Origin of the sequence: Curtobacterium sp. USHLN213 (genome assembly GCF_037144815.1) — a bacterium.
Taxonomy (GTDB): domain Bacteria; phylum Actinomycetota; class Actinomycetes; order Actinomycetales; family Microbacteriaceae; genus Curtobacterium.
The window spans coordinates 39991-54457 of sequence record NZ_JBBCYQ010000010.1; the positions used below are offsets into that span (position 1 = coordinate 39991).

17 protein-coding genes are annotated in these 14467 nt (G+C 62.4%); all 17 read right to left on the reverse strand.

Annotated elements, in window-relative coordinates; translation table 11 throughout:
• Positions 1-3: 3 nt before the first annotated feature.
• Positions 4-858, reverse strand: coding sequence for a phage distal tail protein (locus tag WFH25_RS13965; RefSeq protein ID WP_336698175.1), 855 nt, complete (start codon positions 856-858; stop codon positions 4-6).
• Positions 858-4802, reverse strand: coding sequence for a phage tail tape measure protein (locus WFH25_RS13970; protein ID WP_336698176.1), 3945 nt, complete (start codon positions 4800-4802; stop codon positions 858-860). Before WFH25_RS13970 ends, WFH25_RS13965 begins: the two co-directional genes overlap by 1 nt.
• Before the next feature lie 252 nt (positions 4803-5054).
• Positions 5055-5474: a hypothetical protein gene (locus WFH25_RS13975; RefSeq protein WP_336698178.1), complete on the reverse strand. Its 420-nt coding sequence runs from the start codon at positions 5472-5474 to the stop codon at positions 5055-5057.
• 14 nt (positions 5475-5488) lie between these two features.
• Positions 5489-6061, reverse strand: coding sequence for a hypothetical protein (locus tag WFH25_RS13980; RefSeq protein ID WP_336698180.1), 573 nt, complete (start codon positions 6059-6061; stop codon positions 5489-5491).
• An 88-nt stretch (positions 6062-6149) separates the two neighbouring features.
• Positions 6150-6671 carry a phage tail tube protein gene (locus tag WFH25_RS13985; protein WP_336698181.1) on the reverse strand — a complete coding sequence of 174 codons (522 nt, stop codon included), beginning with the start codon at positions 6669-6671 and terminating at the stop codon, positions 6150-6152.
• A gap of 197 nt (positions 6672-6868) precedes the next feature.
• Entirely contained in the window at positions 6869-7309 is a 441-nt protein-coding gene (locus WFH25_RS13990) for a hypothetical protein (protein WP_336698182.1), read from the reverse strand.
• Complete coding sequence (locus WFH25_RS13995) at positions 7306-7695, reverse strand: hypothetical protein (protein ID WP_336698183.1); 390 nt, start codon at positions 7693-7695, stop codon at positions 7306-7308. Before WFH25_RS13995 ends, WFH25_RS13990 begins: the two co-directional genes overlap by 4 nt.
• Entirely contained in the window at positions 7688-8101 is a 414-nt protein-coding gene (locus WFH25_RS14000) for a DUF6093 family protein (protein WP_336698185.1), read from the reverse strand. The genes WFH25_RS13995 and WFH25_RS14000 overlap by 8 nt, the downstream gene beginning before the upstream one ends.
• Positions 8101-8577: a hypothetical protein gene (locus WFH25_RS14005; RefSeq protein WP_336698187.1), complete on the reverse strand. Its 477-nt coding sequence runs from the start codon at positions 8575-8577 to the stop codon at positions 8101-8103. Before WFH25_RS14005 ends, WFH25_RS14000 begins: the two co-directional genes overlap by 1 nt.
• A gap of 15 nt (positions 8578-8592) precedes the next feature.
• Complete coding sequence (locus tag WFH25_RS19380; RefSeq protein WP_442892420.1) at positions 8593-8730, reverse strand: DUF7302 family protein; 138 nt, start codon at positions 8728-8730, stop codon at positions 8593-8595.
• Positions 8730-9632, reverse strand: a complete 903-nt coding sequence (locus tag WFH25_RS14010; RefSeq protein ID WP_336698188.1) for a phage major capsid family protein — start codon at positions 9630-9632, stop codon at positions 8730-8732. Before WFH25_RS14010 ends, WFH25_RS19380 begins: the two co-directional genes overlap by 1 nt.
• 18 nt (positions 9633-9650) lie before the next feature.
• A complete protein-coding gene (locus tag WFH25_RS14015) occupies positions 9651-10127 on the reverse strand; it encodes a hypothetical protein (RefSeq protein ID WP_336698189.1) in 477 nt (158 codons plus the stop codon).
• A gap of 67 nt (positions 10128-10194) precedes the next feature.
• Positions 10195-10869 (reverse strand): VG15 protein, encoded by a 675-nt coding sequence (locus tag WFH25_RS14020; RefSeq protein WP_336698190.1) that lies wholly within the window; start codon positions 10867-10869, stop codon positions 10195-10197.
• Positions 10823-12268, reverse strand: a complete 1446-nt coding sequence (locus WFH25_RS14025; protein WP_336698192.1) for a phage portal protein — start codon at positions 12266-12268, stop codon at positions 10823-10825. The genes WFH25_RS14020 and WFH25_RS14025 overlap by 47 nt, the downstream gene beginning before the upstream one ends.
• Positions 12265-13680 (reverse strand): hypothetical protein, encoded by a 1416-nt coding sequence (locus WFH25_RS14030; RefSeq protein ID WP_336698194.1) that lies wholly within the window; start codon positions 13678-13680, stop codon positions 12265-12267. The genes WFH25_RS14025 and WFH25_RS14030 overlap by 4 nt, the downstream gene beginning before the upstream one ends.
• 13 nt (positions 13681-13693) lie before the next feature.
• Complete coding sequence (locus WFH25_RS14035; protein ID WP_336698195.1) at positions 13694-13933, reverse strand: hypothetical protein; 240 nt, start codon at positions 13931-13933, stop codon at positions 13694-13696.
• 223 nt (positions 13934-14156) lie between these two features.
• Positions 14157-14426: an HNH endonuclease gene (locus tag WFH25_RS14040; protein WP_336698196.1), complete on the reverse strand. Its 270-nt coding sequence runs from the start codon at positions 14424-14426 to the stop codon at positions 14157-14159.
• Positions 14427-14467: the final 41 nt, after the last annotated feature.

Consider the following 14467-nt stretch of genomic DNA (forward strand, 5'->3'; position numbering starts at 1 on the left):
GCTCTACCTCCAAGCGGGGACCGCAGTGACGGTCAGTTGAGAAGATGCGTTGTACTGCGCAGCCGTAAACGACCACGTGTTCGCGCCAGGACGGAACGACGACCAACCACGCGACGTGATGTAGCCGGCACGGTTCGCCTGCCCGTTCGCGAGTGCGGTCCGGGCGTCCATGTCGATCAGCAGGTATTCGCCCGCCTGCAACGCCAGCGAGCTCGAAAACGCCAACACACGACCGGACGGCTGATGCGTGACGATCGGACCAGTGCACGGACCGTCGATCCGCAGCACCACGGTTCCGGACTCGTTGCCCGTGTTCGTCAGGCTCACCTGACCAGTCACCGTCGTCGCGTTGATGCTGAACGGCACAGTGAACGAAACCGTCAAACCGCCAGTAGTCGACGGCAGCTTCGTGGAACCGGACAGGCTCTCACCGAACTTCCGCCAGTCCGTCGCCTCCACCTGAATCGACCACGTGCCGATGTTCGTCATCAGCCAGTTCGTCAGCACATCGTCCGACTGCTGCACGTTCACCCAACGAGTACCCGCAGCATCAGTCACCGCGAACTGGCGGTCCACGCCAGCCGGGATTGCAGCGTTCAACCTGTCGAACGCGGCAGACAGTGACGCGGCGTCCGGGGCATAAATCTTTCCCGAAGCGGAGATCGACCGGGCACCCGAATACCCAGTCGACCTCCACCCGCCAGACTGACGCGGCTTCTGCGTGATCTCCGACGTTGAACGAGTGGAACCAGTCCACCCCTCCAACTGCTCAATCGACCAATCAACACCGAACTCGTCAACCTGACCGAACGGGATACCACCAAGCGTGAACGACACCTGATCGGTTTCAAGAAGCATCAGGCGTACTCCGATCGTTCACGACGTTCAACTGCCTGCACAAACGGTTCAGGATCGAGCGTGGTCAGGTGGTAATGGCGATCCCCAGTGCGGACCGGGGATGCCGGGGCAGCGGACTGCGCTCTCATCGGAGTGGCGTCCATGTACCGGACCGAAACGCCCGAGTTGATCGCCTCGAGCCAGCCACGGTTCTGAGCAGTCGCAGCAGCGTTCACCACGAACTCACGCCCATGAACAAGGCCCGCAACCTGCCCGGTGCCGTAATCGCCCGTGTACCCACCAACCGAGTACCCAGGCACGCCGAGCGCCTTACCAATCAGTCGCTGCAGCTTCTTCGACTCGGTGCTGATCGCCTTCGAGATCCCAGCCGCGTTCGCCTTCGCATCCCGCAACTGACGCTCCGCCGCGTCAATCAGCTTCCCGAAGTTCGCATCCGCCACCTGCGACCCAATCGCCGCAGACGTCGACTGAACAGCCCCATACTGCGTGTTGATCGCAGACAGTTGCCCCTTCGACATCGCCGCCAACGACTTCGCCAACGGCATGCCCTCATCGACACCCAACGACGCGATCTCGTTCAGCAAAGCCGGAGCGAGCCCGTTCTTCTGCAACGACACCAACAGACCCTGGAACTGCTTCAACTTCGCAGCACGAGACGTCAACCCAGTCAGCAGAGACGCACCCGACCGGTAGTTCCCGTACGACACGTCCGACAGCTTCGACTGCACAGCAGACGCCATCGACGTAGCCGACGACTTCAGATCACCCAGCTTCGACGACGCCTTCTCCACAGCCGCCGCAGCAGACGTTGACGACTTCTCGAGCGCCAGCATCTTCTTCTCGGACTGATCCGCAACCCGACCAACCGCGTTCCGGAACTGCTCCGGGAAGCGCGTATCCGTCGCCAACGAGAACGCCCGCTGCACCGCGTTCGACCCGGTCAGCTGGCCGGTACGCATCGCCGTGTTGAAGTCGTACACGTCAGACCAGCTCTTCCGACGAGCAGCCGCCGCACGATACTGAGCAGCACGAGCAGCCTTCAACTGCCGCTGACGTTCCTTCGCAGCCTTCTCAGCAGCCTTCTGCGCCTTCGACACTGAACCGCCCGAAGCGAACTTCTGCACGTAACCACCGCTTGCGTAGTGACCCGCGTTCACCCGATCCAGGAACGGCGTCCCATACCGGGCAACCGACGACGCCTTAATGACGTACTCGCCATTCGACAGCATCGCCGGAATCGAATCCGACGTTGCAGTACCAGGGCCATAGACAGCGCCGCCGCCAGCCTTGAAGATGCCGACCGTGTTTTCCTTGGTCGCCTTCGTCACCTGGTTCGTGGTGATCGTGATGGACTTCGACTGGATGCCATCGAGCTGCGCCTTCAGAGAAGCAACGTTCGCCTTAGCGGCAGCAACCTCCGCGTTCAGCTTCGTTGACTTCGACTTCGGAACCGTCGCCAACTTTGCCTCAAGCTCAGCCAGTTTCGCCTTCGCGTCGCTCAGGTCGCCCTTTAGCTTCGTCTCCTTGCTCGACGGCACACGATCGACGTTCTGCTTGACGTCCTTCGCCTTCTTCGAAACCTCGTCAGCGCCCTGCTCATTGAACAGGGTTTCCACATTCTCAGGAATCAGCTTGAGACCGTCAGCGAGCGCGACAGCCTGGTCCTTCGAATAGCCAAACGATTCAGCAGCCTTGATGTACGCATCCCGCGTGGTCTGCATCTTCGCAGCGGCTTCTTCCTGAGTACCGCCGTTCTCAGCGATCGCGGCCGTGGCCGCAACGCCGTCCTGGGCGATCTGGCGGAGAGCGGCGGCGTTGGCGCGGCCCTTCTCCGAGTTCAGGTCGATCGAGCCAGACGTTCTGTCGAACTGGAGCCCGTTGTCCTTCAGCGCCTGCGTAGCATCATCAATCGCCGCCTGCAGGTCGGACTCCGTGGATTCGACATCCAACTGAGTCGAACCAAACTTGCGAATCGAGTCCGCCAGCTGCGAGATACTGTCATCGGCCTCCGCAGCAGCACCAGTCAGCTGAGCCAACTGCTCCTTCTGCTTCTGTGCCGAATCAGCGGCCAACTGAGCTGCGAGCTCCCCCTTACCCTGCGCGAGGTTCAGCAATTCCTGCTCTGACACCGTCTTGCCCGCCGCGCCGGCAAGCTCAGTCAACTGTGTCTTGTACGGCTCCATCTGGTCGAGGAGCTTCTTCGCGGTGTCCTGCCCACCACCCATCTGCTTCACCAAGGAGTTGAAGCCATCGGTCGCAGAAGACAGGTCCGACGAGGCGGTGGTGGCGAGCACCGTGCCCATCTGCTTGAACTGTGCCTCAAAACGCTTCGCCGTATCCGACAGGTGCGTAAGCCCACCCGTCGCGCCGTCTGCGAACTTCGCGAATCCGATGTTGTACTTGTCGGTGTCGAGCGCTTCGAGCGCCTGTCGGGCGGTCTTCACCTTCGAAGTGATTGCGTCGAAACCAGTGAGGGCAAGGTCGCTGCCGCCAACGAACTGCTTGTTAAGCGCTGACTTGTTGCTCGTCGTCAAGGCGGCATTGAGCTTGGCGATCTGACGCTCAGAAAGCTGCGCCTCCGCGCCCATGTTGGCGAATCCTTCGGCCACAGCCGTGATTCCAAGAGCGATCAGGCCGCCCTTGAGGAACCCCTTTGCGATGCCTTCACCGGACAGCTTCAGTTCGACCATTGCCGCCTTCGCAGCCGCGATCTTTGGAACCAGAGACAGGAACCCGCCGCCAGCAAGCCCCGCAGCCGCCACGAGCCCGGTCAGAACGAAGGCGGTCTCCTGGATAGGTCCAGGCGCATCGCTGAATGCCTTCGCGAGGTCCGTGATGCTCTGCACCTGGTTGCGCAGCACATCGTTCGATGCGGACCCCGACTTGATCAGACCGGATTCAAGCGCCGCGCCGAGCTTCTTGACGTCGCCCTGCAGGTTGTCGGTCTTGCCAGCCGCCTGCTGGGCGGCAAATCCGGCCTCGTTGACCGAGTTAATCCACCGCTCGTTGCCCTTCGCTCCATCCTTGTAGAGGATGTTCGCTGCACGGATCGCGTCGGAACCGAAGATGATGCCGAGAGCCGCGTCGCGTGAAGAAGCATCGACACCCTCGAAACCCTGCGACAGCTGGTCAGCAAGACCGGTGATGCCAACAAAGTTTCCCTGCGCGTCGTACGCCTGGATGTTGTATTCCTTCATCGCCGCAGTTGCCTGCTTCGATGGGGTAGCGAGCTGCAGCAGCATCGACTTGAACGACGTACCCGCGTCCGAACCCAGAAGGCCGTTCGATGCGAACTCAGCCAGCGTGCCGACTGTCTCGTCGATCGACAGGCCGAACTGGTTCGCCACCAGACCGGACTGCTGCAGCGCCTGACCAAGCTCCTCCACGCCGCCGAGCGACTTGTCGGCTGCGGCAGCGAGCAGGTCAGCGACGTGAGGAACGTCCTTACCGGACAGCCCGAACTGCGTCAGCGCGGTTGACGCGATCTCCGTTGCACGGCCAACCTCGAGCTGGCCGGCGGCAGCGAGATCGAGCGCACCCTTCAGCGCACCCCCCATGATGTCCTTGACGGACACACCCGCCTTAACAAGCTCCGTCTCAGCCTCAGCCACCTGAGTGGCCGAGAACCCGATGCCCTGGCCCATGGTGAGGGCAGCGTTTCGAAGCGTGTCCATTTCCGCAGCGGTCGCGTGCGACAGGGACTGCACTTGCGACATCTGCGCGTCGAAGTCAGCGAACGACTTCACTGCGAGAGCTACCGCAGCAGCAGCAGCAGCACCGATGGTCAGCAGACCCGCGCCAACTTTCTCGAACGCCGCAGACTGCTTCTCGAGCTTCTGCGCCTCGTCCGACGTCTTCGCAGTCGCCGCCCGTACCTTCTCCATGCCCGCCAGGTAGCCGGCAATCTCGGCCCGGATGCTGACGCTGACAACGCGATCGGCCATAGTGGGGCTCCCGTCAAACGCTATGAAGATGTAAAGTTCGGCCCATGAGGAAACAGGGGGCCGCGGGTCCAGTCGTCGCGATCGTTATCGGAGCACTACTCGGACTCTTTGCGCTCTACGGCCTGCTCCGCGCAGCACTCACAGTCGGATCGGTAGACGCCGCTTCGGGTGCCGGCGCAGTGTTCGGGGTCATCCTTTGGGGTGGCCTGTCTGCACTGTTCATCACGCTCGGCGTCCGAGCGCTCAACCGCATCAAGCGCTCGGACGGCGCTCAATAACCTCGACCGGGAACACAAGACCGCTGAGGTTCGCGCCCTCGCCAGCCGTTTTCTTGTAGTTCTCCATCGCGTCGTCCTGCGCTCGCTGTGCGTAGTCGACCAACGGGGCGTAGATCACGTTGCCCTCAGGCGTCAAGGTGGGCACGCCCGCCTTGTAGACGCGTGCGCCGTTGCGGTTTGACGGGTCAGAGTCCGGCGACAACGCCTCGTCCATCGGCTGGCCATGACGCCCCAACGACCGCTCGTACTCTTCGACACCCATCACCAACGCGACCTGCTCAGGCGTCCACTCCGACTCACGCTCAACACGCACCGAAACAACACGCCCCGAGCCGTCATACGACGGTGTATGCGTCTCAGCCGGCTCCCAACCACGGAGCCGCTGCAGAGACACGCCCAACTTGACCGCTAGTCTGACTTCTTCTCGGAGGCGGGGGTTACGGCGCGCAGCGCTTTTCCCAGCTCCACCGCCCGGTTCGACTCGCCCTCGTTCAGCGCATACACCGCGTTCGCGATCTGCTCATGGTCGCCGCCAGACAGCAGATTGAAAAGGTCATCCCATTCCTCTGCGGCGAGCTCACGTTCCTCGCCGCCCTCGACGAGAACACCGGACTGCAGCGCTGCAGCACGAGTGACCGCGTGAAAGTCGTACCCGAACACCATTCGGTCGCTGATCGAATCCGGTCGGGGCGGGTTCGTGGTCGTCAGATCCAGCCACGCCGAACCAAGCATGCGGGTGAACTTCAGGTCCACCAGCGTCTCAGCGAACTCCGCCTTGACATCATCGACCTGCTTCAGCAACTTCGCGAGCGGTGACGACTTCGCGAGGCGGCCGTCGTCCGGCTTCCGCTTCTCAACCTCAACCTGCGCCTCGAGCTCGGCCAACCGCCCTGACACCTCAGCATCCAGGGAAACCGTCACCGTCTTAGACGGCCGGCCCTTCTCCTTCGCCGCAGCAAGCTTCTCGTTGAACGTTCCCATAAGTCTGTTCCTCACTCAGAGTCCTCACTCAGTAGGGGGGACCCGTGCGGGCGGGAGAGAGGAACCGCCCGCACGGGAGTAGAACCGCCTAGGAAGCGGTGATTGCGACGTCGCGCTGGACCTTCGCCTGAGGACGCATGGGCTGCGTCTTCGTGAAGAGCGCGTTCGCTGCAACCTGGTCACGGGACTTACGGCCCGCCTCGACGAGCCAGAAGTCGAACTTCTGACCGGCAGCGATCGGCTCATCGTGCTCGACCGCGAACCGAACGGCGAACACAAGAAGCTCACGCTCGACGAACAGCGGGTCAGCGACATCGTCCTCAGTGCCGTAGACGTACTGCAGGGACAGCGTGTTCGTAGTGCGACCGCCCTTGGCGAAGACCTCAGAGAGCGTCAGGCGCTCGTCAGTGATCTCGTCCTCGTTGGTAGCCTCAGCCCACCCCGAGCCAGCCGTGAGCGAATACGTGACGTCCACAAAGGACGCGGCAGCAAGCTCGGAGACAGTAGGTGCCTCCGGCCAGCTGGTAACCGCGCTGAGGGGCGCGCACATGATGAGCAGATTGTCGTCAGTCGCGACACTCCGCGGCTGCGAAGAAACGTTGATAGCCACTTAGGCCTCCTTCTTGGGTTCCACCGTTTTGGTTGCCGCAGATGCGGACTTGGGTGCCTCCACAAGCGGGAAGGCCTCAGGCAGAGCTGCCTGAGTGGTCTTGTGCACCTCGATGTGGCGACCGTGCGGCCCCTTCACGAGGACGTGATTCGCGTCCATGCGCGCTCCTTACATGCGAAAACCCCGCCGAAGCGGGGTCATGGATTGGGGATCGGTTGAGCCGTGAATGAGTATTCGACGGTCTGAAACCACATTGGCGGTGACGTGTCCGGGTCGATCTGCGTCGGCCCGATGTAGTCACGCCTCAGCGGCCCTGTGCTTTCGCCTGGGACGCTCAAACGCACACCGCGACCATTCGGACGCAGCACCTTGTCCAAACGCTCTGTGACGCTGATCGCCTGATCCGGTGTTGTTCCCACGCATTGGAAGGTGGTCGACGGACGGCGGTTCACATACCGGCCAGTGATGCGCTCCTGGGAATCGTCATCGGCACCGGGCTGGATAACCACATACCACGTGCCTGTGATCGGGACGTTGTTCGCACCCACGGCTCGGCCCGTGTAGACCTTGCCGGCCGCTGCGAACGTCGCGTCAGTCAGCACCAGCGCCTTCAGCGCTGCGTTCTCCGCGGCCGTCATAGACCCGCCGCCTTCAAACCATCCTCGATCGCACGCTCAATCCCACGAGTAAAGCCATCCGCTTCATCCTGCAAAGCTTTAGGGATACGCTTACGACCCGGCGTACGAGGTGCACCCTCATCCACCAGACCAACAATCGAACCCTGACCGCCGAGCTCAGGACCGATCTCAGCGCTTATGCCGCCCAGACGTGCACCCGTGCTGCCCCTCAAGTCGTACGAGATCGAACGGGCAGCACCAGGCAGCTGACGGGCACCGCTGTACTCGTCCTTGATCTGGTCCTTGATGTTCCGCGCCGAAATCTCAACCGCCTTACGGACAAACGGGGCCGTCGCCTTCGGGATCTCGCCCAGGTCACGGGCGAGTGCGTTCAGATCGTCAGCCACTGACCACCTCCGCAGCGAATCGTCGAGCAGTCGAATACGCCGACCTGAACGGTGCCTTGATCGTCGCCACAGTCCCCGGAAGCGCCGGATCAGTCAACGAACCAGTCACACGCACCTGCATGCCGTTCCGCACATCCGTAGACGTGTCGATCGGCAGCGACAGGGTGGCGAGCTGCGACACCAGCAACTGCGACGCCGACTCCACGTCGGAAGCCTGCATGTTGCCCGCCTTGAATCTGCACGGGCCGTCATACACAGGCGTGAACACGTACTCGTACTCGAGAGTCACGGGGTTCTGCACCTGATCCGTAGACACGGTGCCGATCTGGCAGGTGTCCGTCATGATCGACTCCGCTGCGTCACGGAAGCCCGGCAACAGGCGGTCGACGTCTATGCGAAGCGACATCACAGACCACCGTTCTCGTAGATCGGCCGGCCAGCGATATCAGCGCCGCACGAGCAGAACTGCGCGCCCAGCGACAGGGAACACCACGGCAGGTGATACGAGCTCGCACCGATCGTGTCGATCGCGTACGCACCACCGTTCGGCTCTGTGAGACCGAGGAACACCCACCAGTCATCAACGATCGTCACCCGACCCTTCGATGACTGATACGTCTTCGACGAGGAAGCATCGTCAACCGAGATCGTCACTTGCGTTGCGTCATCCGGCCGCTTCACCTGTGCGACAACAGCCTCACGCACCACGTAATCGATCTTCGCCTCATCGACGTCGGGTGCAGGCGACATCGCGGTACGCCGCGACTCGATGAGCATGTACGCATCATCGAGCCACAACTGCCACTGCTTCGCCGTCACCGAGTCGGGATCAGGGGCGGTCACACCAAGCGCCACCGCAACCATGTCCGGAGTCACAGCCATGACCGCCCCCTCGCCTTACTCTTCCGACTTCTTTGGACGCCCCGGAGAGCGCTTCGGCTGCTCCTTCGGCTTCCACTCCGACCCGAGCCGTGTGGCCGTCTCATCGGAGACGGAAACGGCCACGCCAGTCACCTCGTGGGTGAACTCGGGCATCAGGCGCTCGCGTTCTTGATCTGCGCGAACGCGTTCAGGTCCGCGATGCCCCAGCCGTAGACGACCTCAGCGCGGAACGCGACCTGGTTGTTGCGCTTCAGGTCGCCCTGGCCGTCCGGGTCGCCGTACTGGATCGTCTCGAGGCCGATCTGCTTCTGGATGCCCCATCGGATGCCCGAGAAGTCGCCGACGAACGCCGCCACGTTGGTGGCGGTCGCAGCGGTACCGACAGCGCCGACCGTGCGGGACACGGACGAGTTGTGGTTCTCGAGACGACCAGCCGGTGCGGTCTGCAGCGACAGGTCCGGGTACAGCTTCTGCTCCGTCTGCTGCGAACGAAGCGCAGCGAACTTCGCGGCGAACGCCGGGTCGAGCGCGATGTCAGCCGGCACGTAGCCGTCCGCCAGAACGAGCGCGTCAGCAGCGTCCACGTTCGCGTACGCCTTGTCGCCCGTGCCGATCGTCACCACGTTGGTGGTGTCCGACAGGGACTCGCTCATCGCCGTAACGGGGGCACCGTTGTTCGGGTTGATACCGTGGAACACACCGAAGTCGAGTGCACGAGACAGAGCCGGCTGGATGAGAGCCAGGATCTCGTTCACGGCACCGATCTGCGTGTCCTCGTCAGCCCACAGAACCTCTTCCGTCATACGGACGGTCTTGTGGAACTTGAACGGGGTGACGGTCTTCACGGTCGGCGTGATCGTCGACGGACCCTTGTTCGCGCCCTCACCGACGTACTCGGCCTCACCGATATCGAACGTCATCGACTGGCCAGGACCGAAACGCATCGGCGTTGCACCCGACAGGGTGGCGATCGTCGAACCGTACTGAACCTTACCAAGCCACGGGTCGAGGATCTGCGGGGGCAGGTTCAGCTGCCCGGTGTTGAGAACTGCCATGTTGTCCTCCTGGGACGGTTAGTCGGCGCGGTTGAAGACCTGCCGCGCGATGTCACGCAGTGGGTCAGCCGTGCCGGTTGTCTTCGTGCCGCCCTCGTTGGGAGCCACGTTGCCTTGCTTCTTGCGGTCCGCCTCACGCTCAGCAAGCCGCTGGGCCTGCGCGGTGAGACTGTCCGGGTCAGAACCGGTGAGGAACAGGTCACGGTCTTCAGCAGAGATGCCGAACTGGGCTGCGATATCACTGCGCAGTGCACGAGCCTCGGAGGCTGCGTACTTCTGCGTCAGATCTTCGAGCTTCTGTTCGACGGTCTTCGCGCCAGCTGCCTGCGACTTCAAGTCGTCGTAGTCCGCGAATCGTTCGGATGCCTTCCGGCGTTCCTCGCCACGGACCTTCGAGACAAGCTTGTCGACGTCGGCCTGGGTGAAGGTCTGCTGTTCTTCGCCGCCGGCTTCCGCATTCTCAGCGGGTGCAGCGGCAGGTGCGGTGTCACTCATCGGTGTTCTCCGTTTCGGTCCCGTCGGACATCAACCGGCCTTGAAACGCGGCCGTAGCGCTTCCCCGTCAACCGGGGAGGTCTGGAAAGTGCTCAGTGAGGTACTGCCGCAGCTGAGCTCGCTGGGCAGGGCTGCGGCTCCGACGCGACGCGACGTACTGCACCGTCGACGCCTGGGGGCCGTCGTATCCGACGAACGCCGGAGCAGCCGTGCAGTGGCAGTGCTCATGCGACGCGAACCGTGCGGTTGCCTCCGTGTACACAGCGCCTCGAGCGGCGAGCATCGCGCAGAACTTGCATCCGCCCGACGCCACCCGACGCCACCCAATCGCCTGCGGATCACGTTCGGTGTTCCCAGTGATCGTGTCGCGGTACGGTCGCGCCGCCTCAAGCTGCACCACCTCAGCGAGCCGTTTGCCTGCCAGCACGTCATCGCCGTCGAACAGCGGCTCGGCAGACCAGGCGATCGCCCGCCGCAGCTTCACGGTCCGGTCAGTAACAATCAGATCCGACGCGAAAGACCCCGACACGTTCGCCGCGGCACGCTCATCGTCGTAGAAGTCAGCAGCCAACGCCGCAGACCCATCCGAGTAATACGCGACCACCTCCGGGACGCCGCCGAGCAGGTCATACCGACGCTGCTCAGCGGTGCCCGACGTCGAACGCAGCAACTGCAGCGAGGTACTGACCGCAACGTCAGCTACTAGGTTCAGCGCCCGCCTGGACTCCCACGCTGTCGGCATTCACGGCCCCCTGCGTCGTCGTCCTGTTGGCCAGCGCATTAAGCACCGTTCGTCCCGCTTGTCGGCGCTTCTGCGCCAACGCACGCTCAATCTGCTGATCGTCAAGACCAACCAGCTCAAGCGCGACGTCTGTGTCAGCCAGCCATGGAACAGCCGCGATCTGCTTCTGACCCGCATCCGCCTGAGCCGACTTCGACAGGTACAGCGGATTGCGCCACTTCGGAGCCAACGACTTCCAAGCGTCAGGAATAGCATCGCGGCCGTCCTGAATCGCAAGCGCCCGCAGCACTGTCCGCTTGATCGGGATCGACCACTCGTCCGTCGCACCCTCAGCCTCAGCGATCAGAGAGTCACGGCCCTGCACGTACGAACCCTCCGACGTCGGGTTCGCCATGTCCGTCAGTGCGAAGTCCTGATCGGGAAGATCGAACTCCCGAGCCTCGAGCTTCGCCAACGCGTTCAACTGCGCAAGGTGCGGCTGCGGAGACTCCGGGGACACCTGCTGAAACTCAGCACGGGGGTTGGCGGCTTCCTCGTCGTCAGGGATGCCCATGACGCGGCCCATGACCATCTGCCATGCGGCCTTCATCGTGCCGTTCGAGTCCTTGAACATGCTGTCCGAGCCGCCCAGCAAAATCATCTTCGGGATCGCATAGATGTCCATGTGCGCCTCAAGACGCATCAGTGCACGCAACGCACTGTCCTGATGCGTCATCGACGGCCGAGTGATGCGCGACCGTCCCATGCGACGTTCAGACGACGGCTTGTACACCATCGGCTCAACCGGCACACCAAACGAATGCTCGGAACGTGTCACAGACCAGCGGTTCACGTTGTCCTGCTCGGCGCTGACCGTCAGATTCGGCAGGTACAGCACGAACCCCGTGATCCGGTTGTCCTTGCGGGACGTCACAGACAGGAAGCTTGTCAGCCGGCGACCGCGCACGCTGTACTCGCCCGTCGCATTCAACGCGTTGCGGGCATGCACCAGCGCTGCCGGCTCACCCTCACCAACACCACGCGTCGTCACCAGGAACGAGACACCGTTCACCAGGGAATCAACGCGAGCCTGAGCAAGCTCAGACAGTAGCGAGTTGTCGTCCTGAAGCTCCTGCATGCCCAACGAATCGATATCGCCTGACGGCCAGATGAAACGGTCGATGTTGCAGCGACGAGCGAGCCCGTCAACACCCTTCGCCGTCCACCCGAGCGCGAGCGCCAAATTCTCGTACTGCGGCGGAATCACCGACCCCACCTGCTGCACGGCGCGCTTGCCGTCATAGTAAGACGCACGCACGAGGTTCCGGCGCGACTTCGCGTCCAGCTGTTCGATCAGCAGGTTCAGCGTGATCTCTTCGTCATCAGAAAGAGCCGGGATATGGATCTGTTCCGTCGTCACAGAACCACCGCCGTCCTAGATCCAGTCTTACCCTGACGCTTCACGTTCTCGTTCTGCGCACCCCACAACGCCAACGACGCCGAAACAATCGGAGTGATGTCACTCATGGCATCCTTCCGATTCCAAGCCCACGCACCCGCCAACGGCCGCTTACGAGCCACCGACAGAGCCACATTCATCTGCGGCTGATCCGTGTGGACCAGCCGCTGCGACATCACACCGTCGAACAACGCCGCGCACGCAACCGCCATATCGCGACCCTCAGCAGCTGCGAGAGTCACCACAACATCGGTGCCCTTCAAGTACCAACGCCCGTTCCGACGCTTCTCTACAAGACCCGTCATCTCGTCGACGACAACGGAGTGCAGCCTGTTCTTCGCGGCCCGGACCTCGACCCAAGCCGAAACCCAATCGACGCCCTTGCGCTGCTCGTCGAGCTCCACGTGCCAACGTCCATCCGGACGCTGACCCGCCAAACTCACCGAAGCCACCTTGCGATCCGGAGCCACATCGATTGCCAGAGACAGACGCTCCACAGGCATCGACGCCGGATCGGCAACCAAATTCCACGAGTCCTCATCGATCACTCGGTGCTGCGAGTCCGCATCCCAGATGCCCATCGCTTCCCGGAGGAACGAGTCTTCGGACAACTGCTTACGCATCCGCAGAATCGCCTCGAGGGGCGTCCTGTGCGGGTACGACGGGTTCGCAACAGCAACCTGGTCAAGATCGTCCGCCGACGCTTCACGGTCAGCGGAGAACTCGACGTACAAGCCGTCACCCTTGCCGGAACCAGCATCCAAAGCGTCCTTGCGTAGACGCTCGAACACCTCGCCCGGATCGATCGGCCGCGGAGGCGTACCCGTGAACACTGCCAGAGCGTTCGGGGACGCGTTCATGGCTGGCAGCATGTCGTCCAGCGCGCGCTCCGTAAGGATCTGCGCCTCGTCGAACACCTCAAGGTCTACCCCGGCGAAACCACGACCGAAGCCCGCCTCACGTGCGCCGAACAGGATTCGCGAACGATTGCGGAAGATCACGGCTTCAGTGCCGGAACCTGTCGGCGTGCGCTCGATAAAAGGCTTAATCTTGCCACGTCCCGCGAGACTTTTCATCGATTGGAACGTCTCCTGCGCCGTCTTCAGCCGGTGAGCAGTCCACAGCACCGTGGTCCCCGGAGTGTTCAAGCACAGTGCGAAGACGATTGCACCGAGTGTGTACGTCTTCCCGGTCTGACGCGGAATGCTGACCGCAACACCGCCAACAGTGGCGGCGTACTTCCCATCAGACCGCTTCGCCAGGATCGCCCGACCCAGCCCGTCCTGCCAGTTGTCAAACGACAACCCCATCTTCCGAGCCGTGTCACGAACACCAGGCCAAGCAGTCGACGCCACATCGGCCGGCATGATCACGTGCCGAGCAGCCTCAGATAGCTTCGGCGTCCCACTCTTCGTCTGGTGTGACACCGCCATCCTCTTCCGCTTCCTGGCGCATCTTCACCTTGATCGCCTCAATCTCCTTGCCGAGCTCCTGAAGCCGACGAGACAAGGCCGCAAGATCACGCGGCGGACAATTCGGATCTTCAACCGTGACCGCCACACGACGGCGGAGAGCAACCAGTAGCTCCAACTGCTCACCCGATTCAGCAGCATCCGTGATCGACATCGGAGCCCTACGCTCCGGAGCAACCTCATCCTTACCAACCGCACGAAGCGGTGACTTACGAGCAGCCATCACGCCTCCCCGGAGGTTGGTACACGTTCGAGTGGGTTAATACAAGTACCTTGATGACCGTGGAAAAATCGTCACGGATAGACGTCATCTACACCCGGAGGTCTAAGTATCGTCGCTTGGGGGCACCCTCCCCACCGTGGGGGTTGGTACAAGTTCAGTCGAGTGCACCTGATCGTCGGACGATTGGTGCGATGATGCGTGCACGCTTGGTGGAGTTGCAGCCTCGGTGAGCGGCACGCTTGTTCTCGAGCGTGTCAGCCCCACCTCGTGCGAGCGGCATCACATGGTCGACGACGAATGACTTTGGGTCGAGCCAATCGGCTTCGTAGTTGATCGCTTCACCGCAGATGTGGCAGTTTGGTCGGCCACGCTTGATGCGTTCACGGTCTATCTGCTGCTGTCGAACGTTGCGCTTGACTGCCATCGTCAACCCCAGTTGCGTTCGTCGTCCCATGGTCGTTGGTG

Excerpts from the sequence above, each read along its gene's own strand:
- WFH25_RS14000 (WP_336698185.1), bottom strand. The coding sequence starts at position 8,101 with ATGTCGCTTCGCATAGACGTCGACCGCCTGTTGCCGGGCTTCCGTGAC.
- WFH25_RS19380 (WP_442892420.1), bottom strand. The coding sequence starts at position 8,730 with ATGCCCGAGTTCACCCACGAGGTGACTGGCGTGGCCGTTTCCGTCTCC.
- WFH25_RS14015 (WP_336698189.1), bottom strand. The coding sequence starts at position 10,127 with ATGAGTGACACCGCACCTGCCGCTGCACCCGCTGAGAATGCGGAAGCC.
- WFH25_RS14035 (WP_336698195.1), bottom strand. The coding sequence starts at position 13,933 with ATGTCGATCACGGATGCTGCTGAATCGGGTGAGCAGTTGGAGCTACTG.
- WFH25_RS13990 (WP_336698182.1), bottom strand. The coding sequence starts at position 7,309 with ATGACGGCCGCGGAGAACGCAGCGCTGAAGGCGCTGGTGCTGACTGAC.
- WFH25_RS13970 (WP_336698176.1), bottom strand. The coding sequence starts at position 4,802 with ATGGCCGATCGCGTTGTCAGCGTCAGCATCCGGGCCGAGATTGCCGGC.
- WFH25_RS14005 (WP_336698187.1), bottom strand. The coding sequence starts at position 8,577 with ATGGCTGTGACTCCGGACATGGTTGCGGTGGCGCTTGGTGTGACCGCC.
- WFH25_RS13965 (WP_336698175.1), bottom strand. The coding sequence starts at position 858 with ATGCTTCTTGAAACCGATCAGGTGTCGTTCACGCTTGGTGGTATCCCG.
- WFH25_RS14040 (WP_336698196.1), bottom strand. The coding sequence starts at position 14,426 with ATGGCAGTCAAGCGCAACGTTCGACAGCAGCAGATAGACCGTGAACGC.
- WFH25_RS13980 (WP_336698180.1), bottom strand. The coding sequence starts at position 6,061 with ATGGGAACGTTCAACGAGAAGCTTGCTGCGGCGAAGGAGAAGGGCCGG.
- WFH25_RS14010 (WP_336698188.1), bottom strand. The coding sequence starts at position 9,632 with ATGGCAGTTCTCAACACCGGGCAGCTGAACCTGCCCCCGCAGATCCTC.
- WFH25_RS14020 (WP_336698190.1), bottom strand. The coding sequence starts at position 10,869 with ATGCCGACAGCGTGGGAGTCCAGGCGGGCGCTGAACCTAGTAGCTGAC.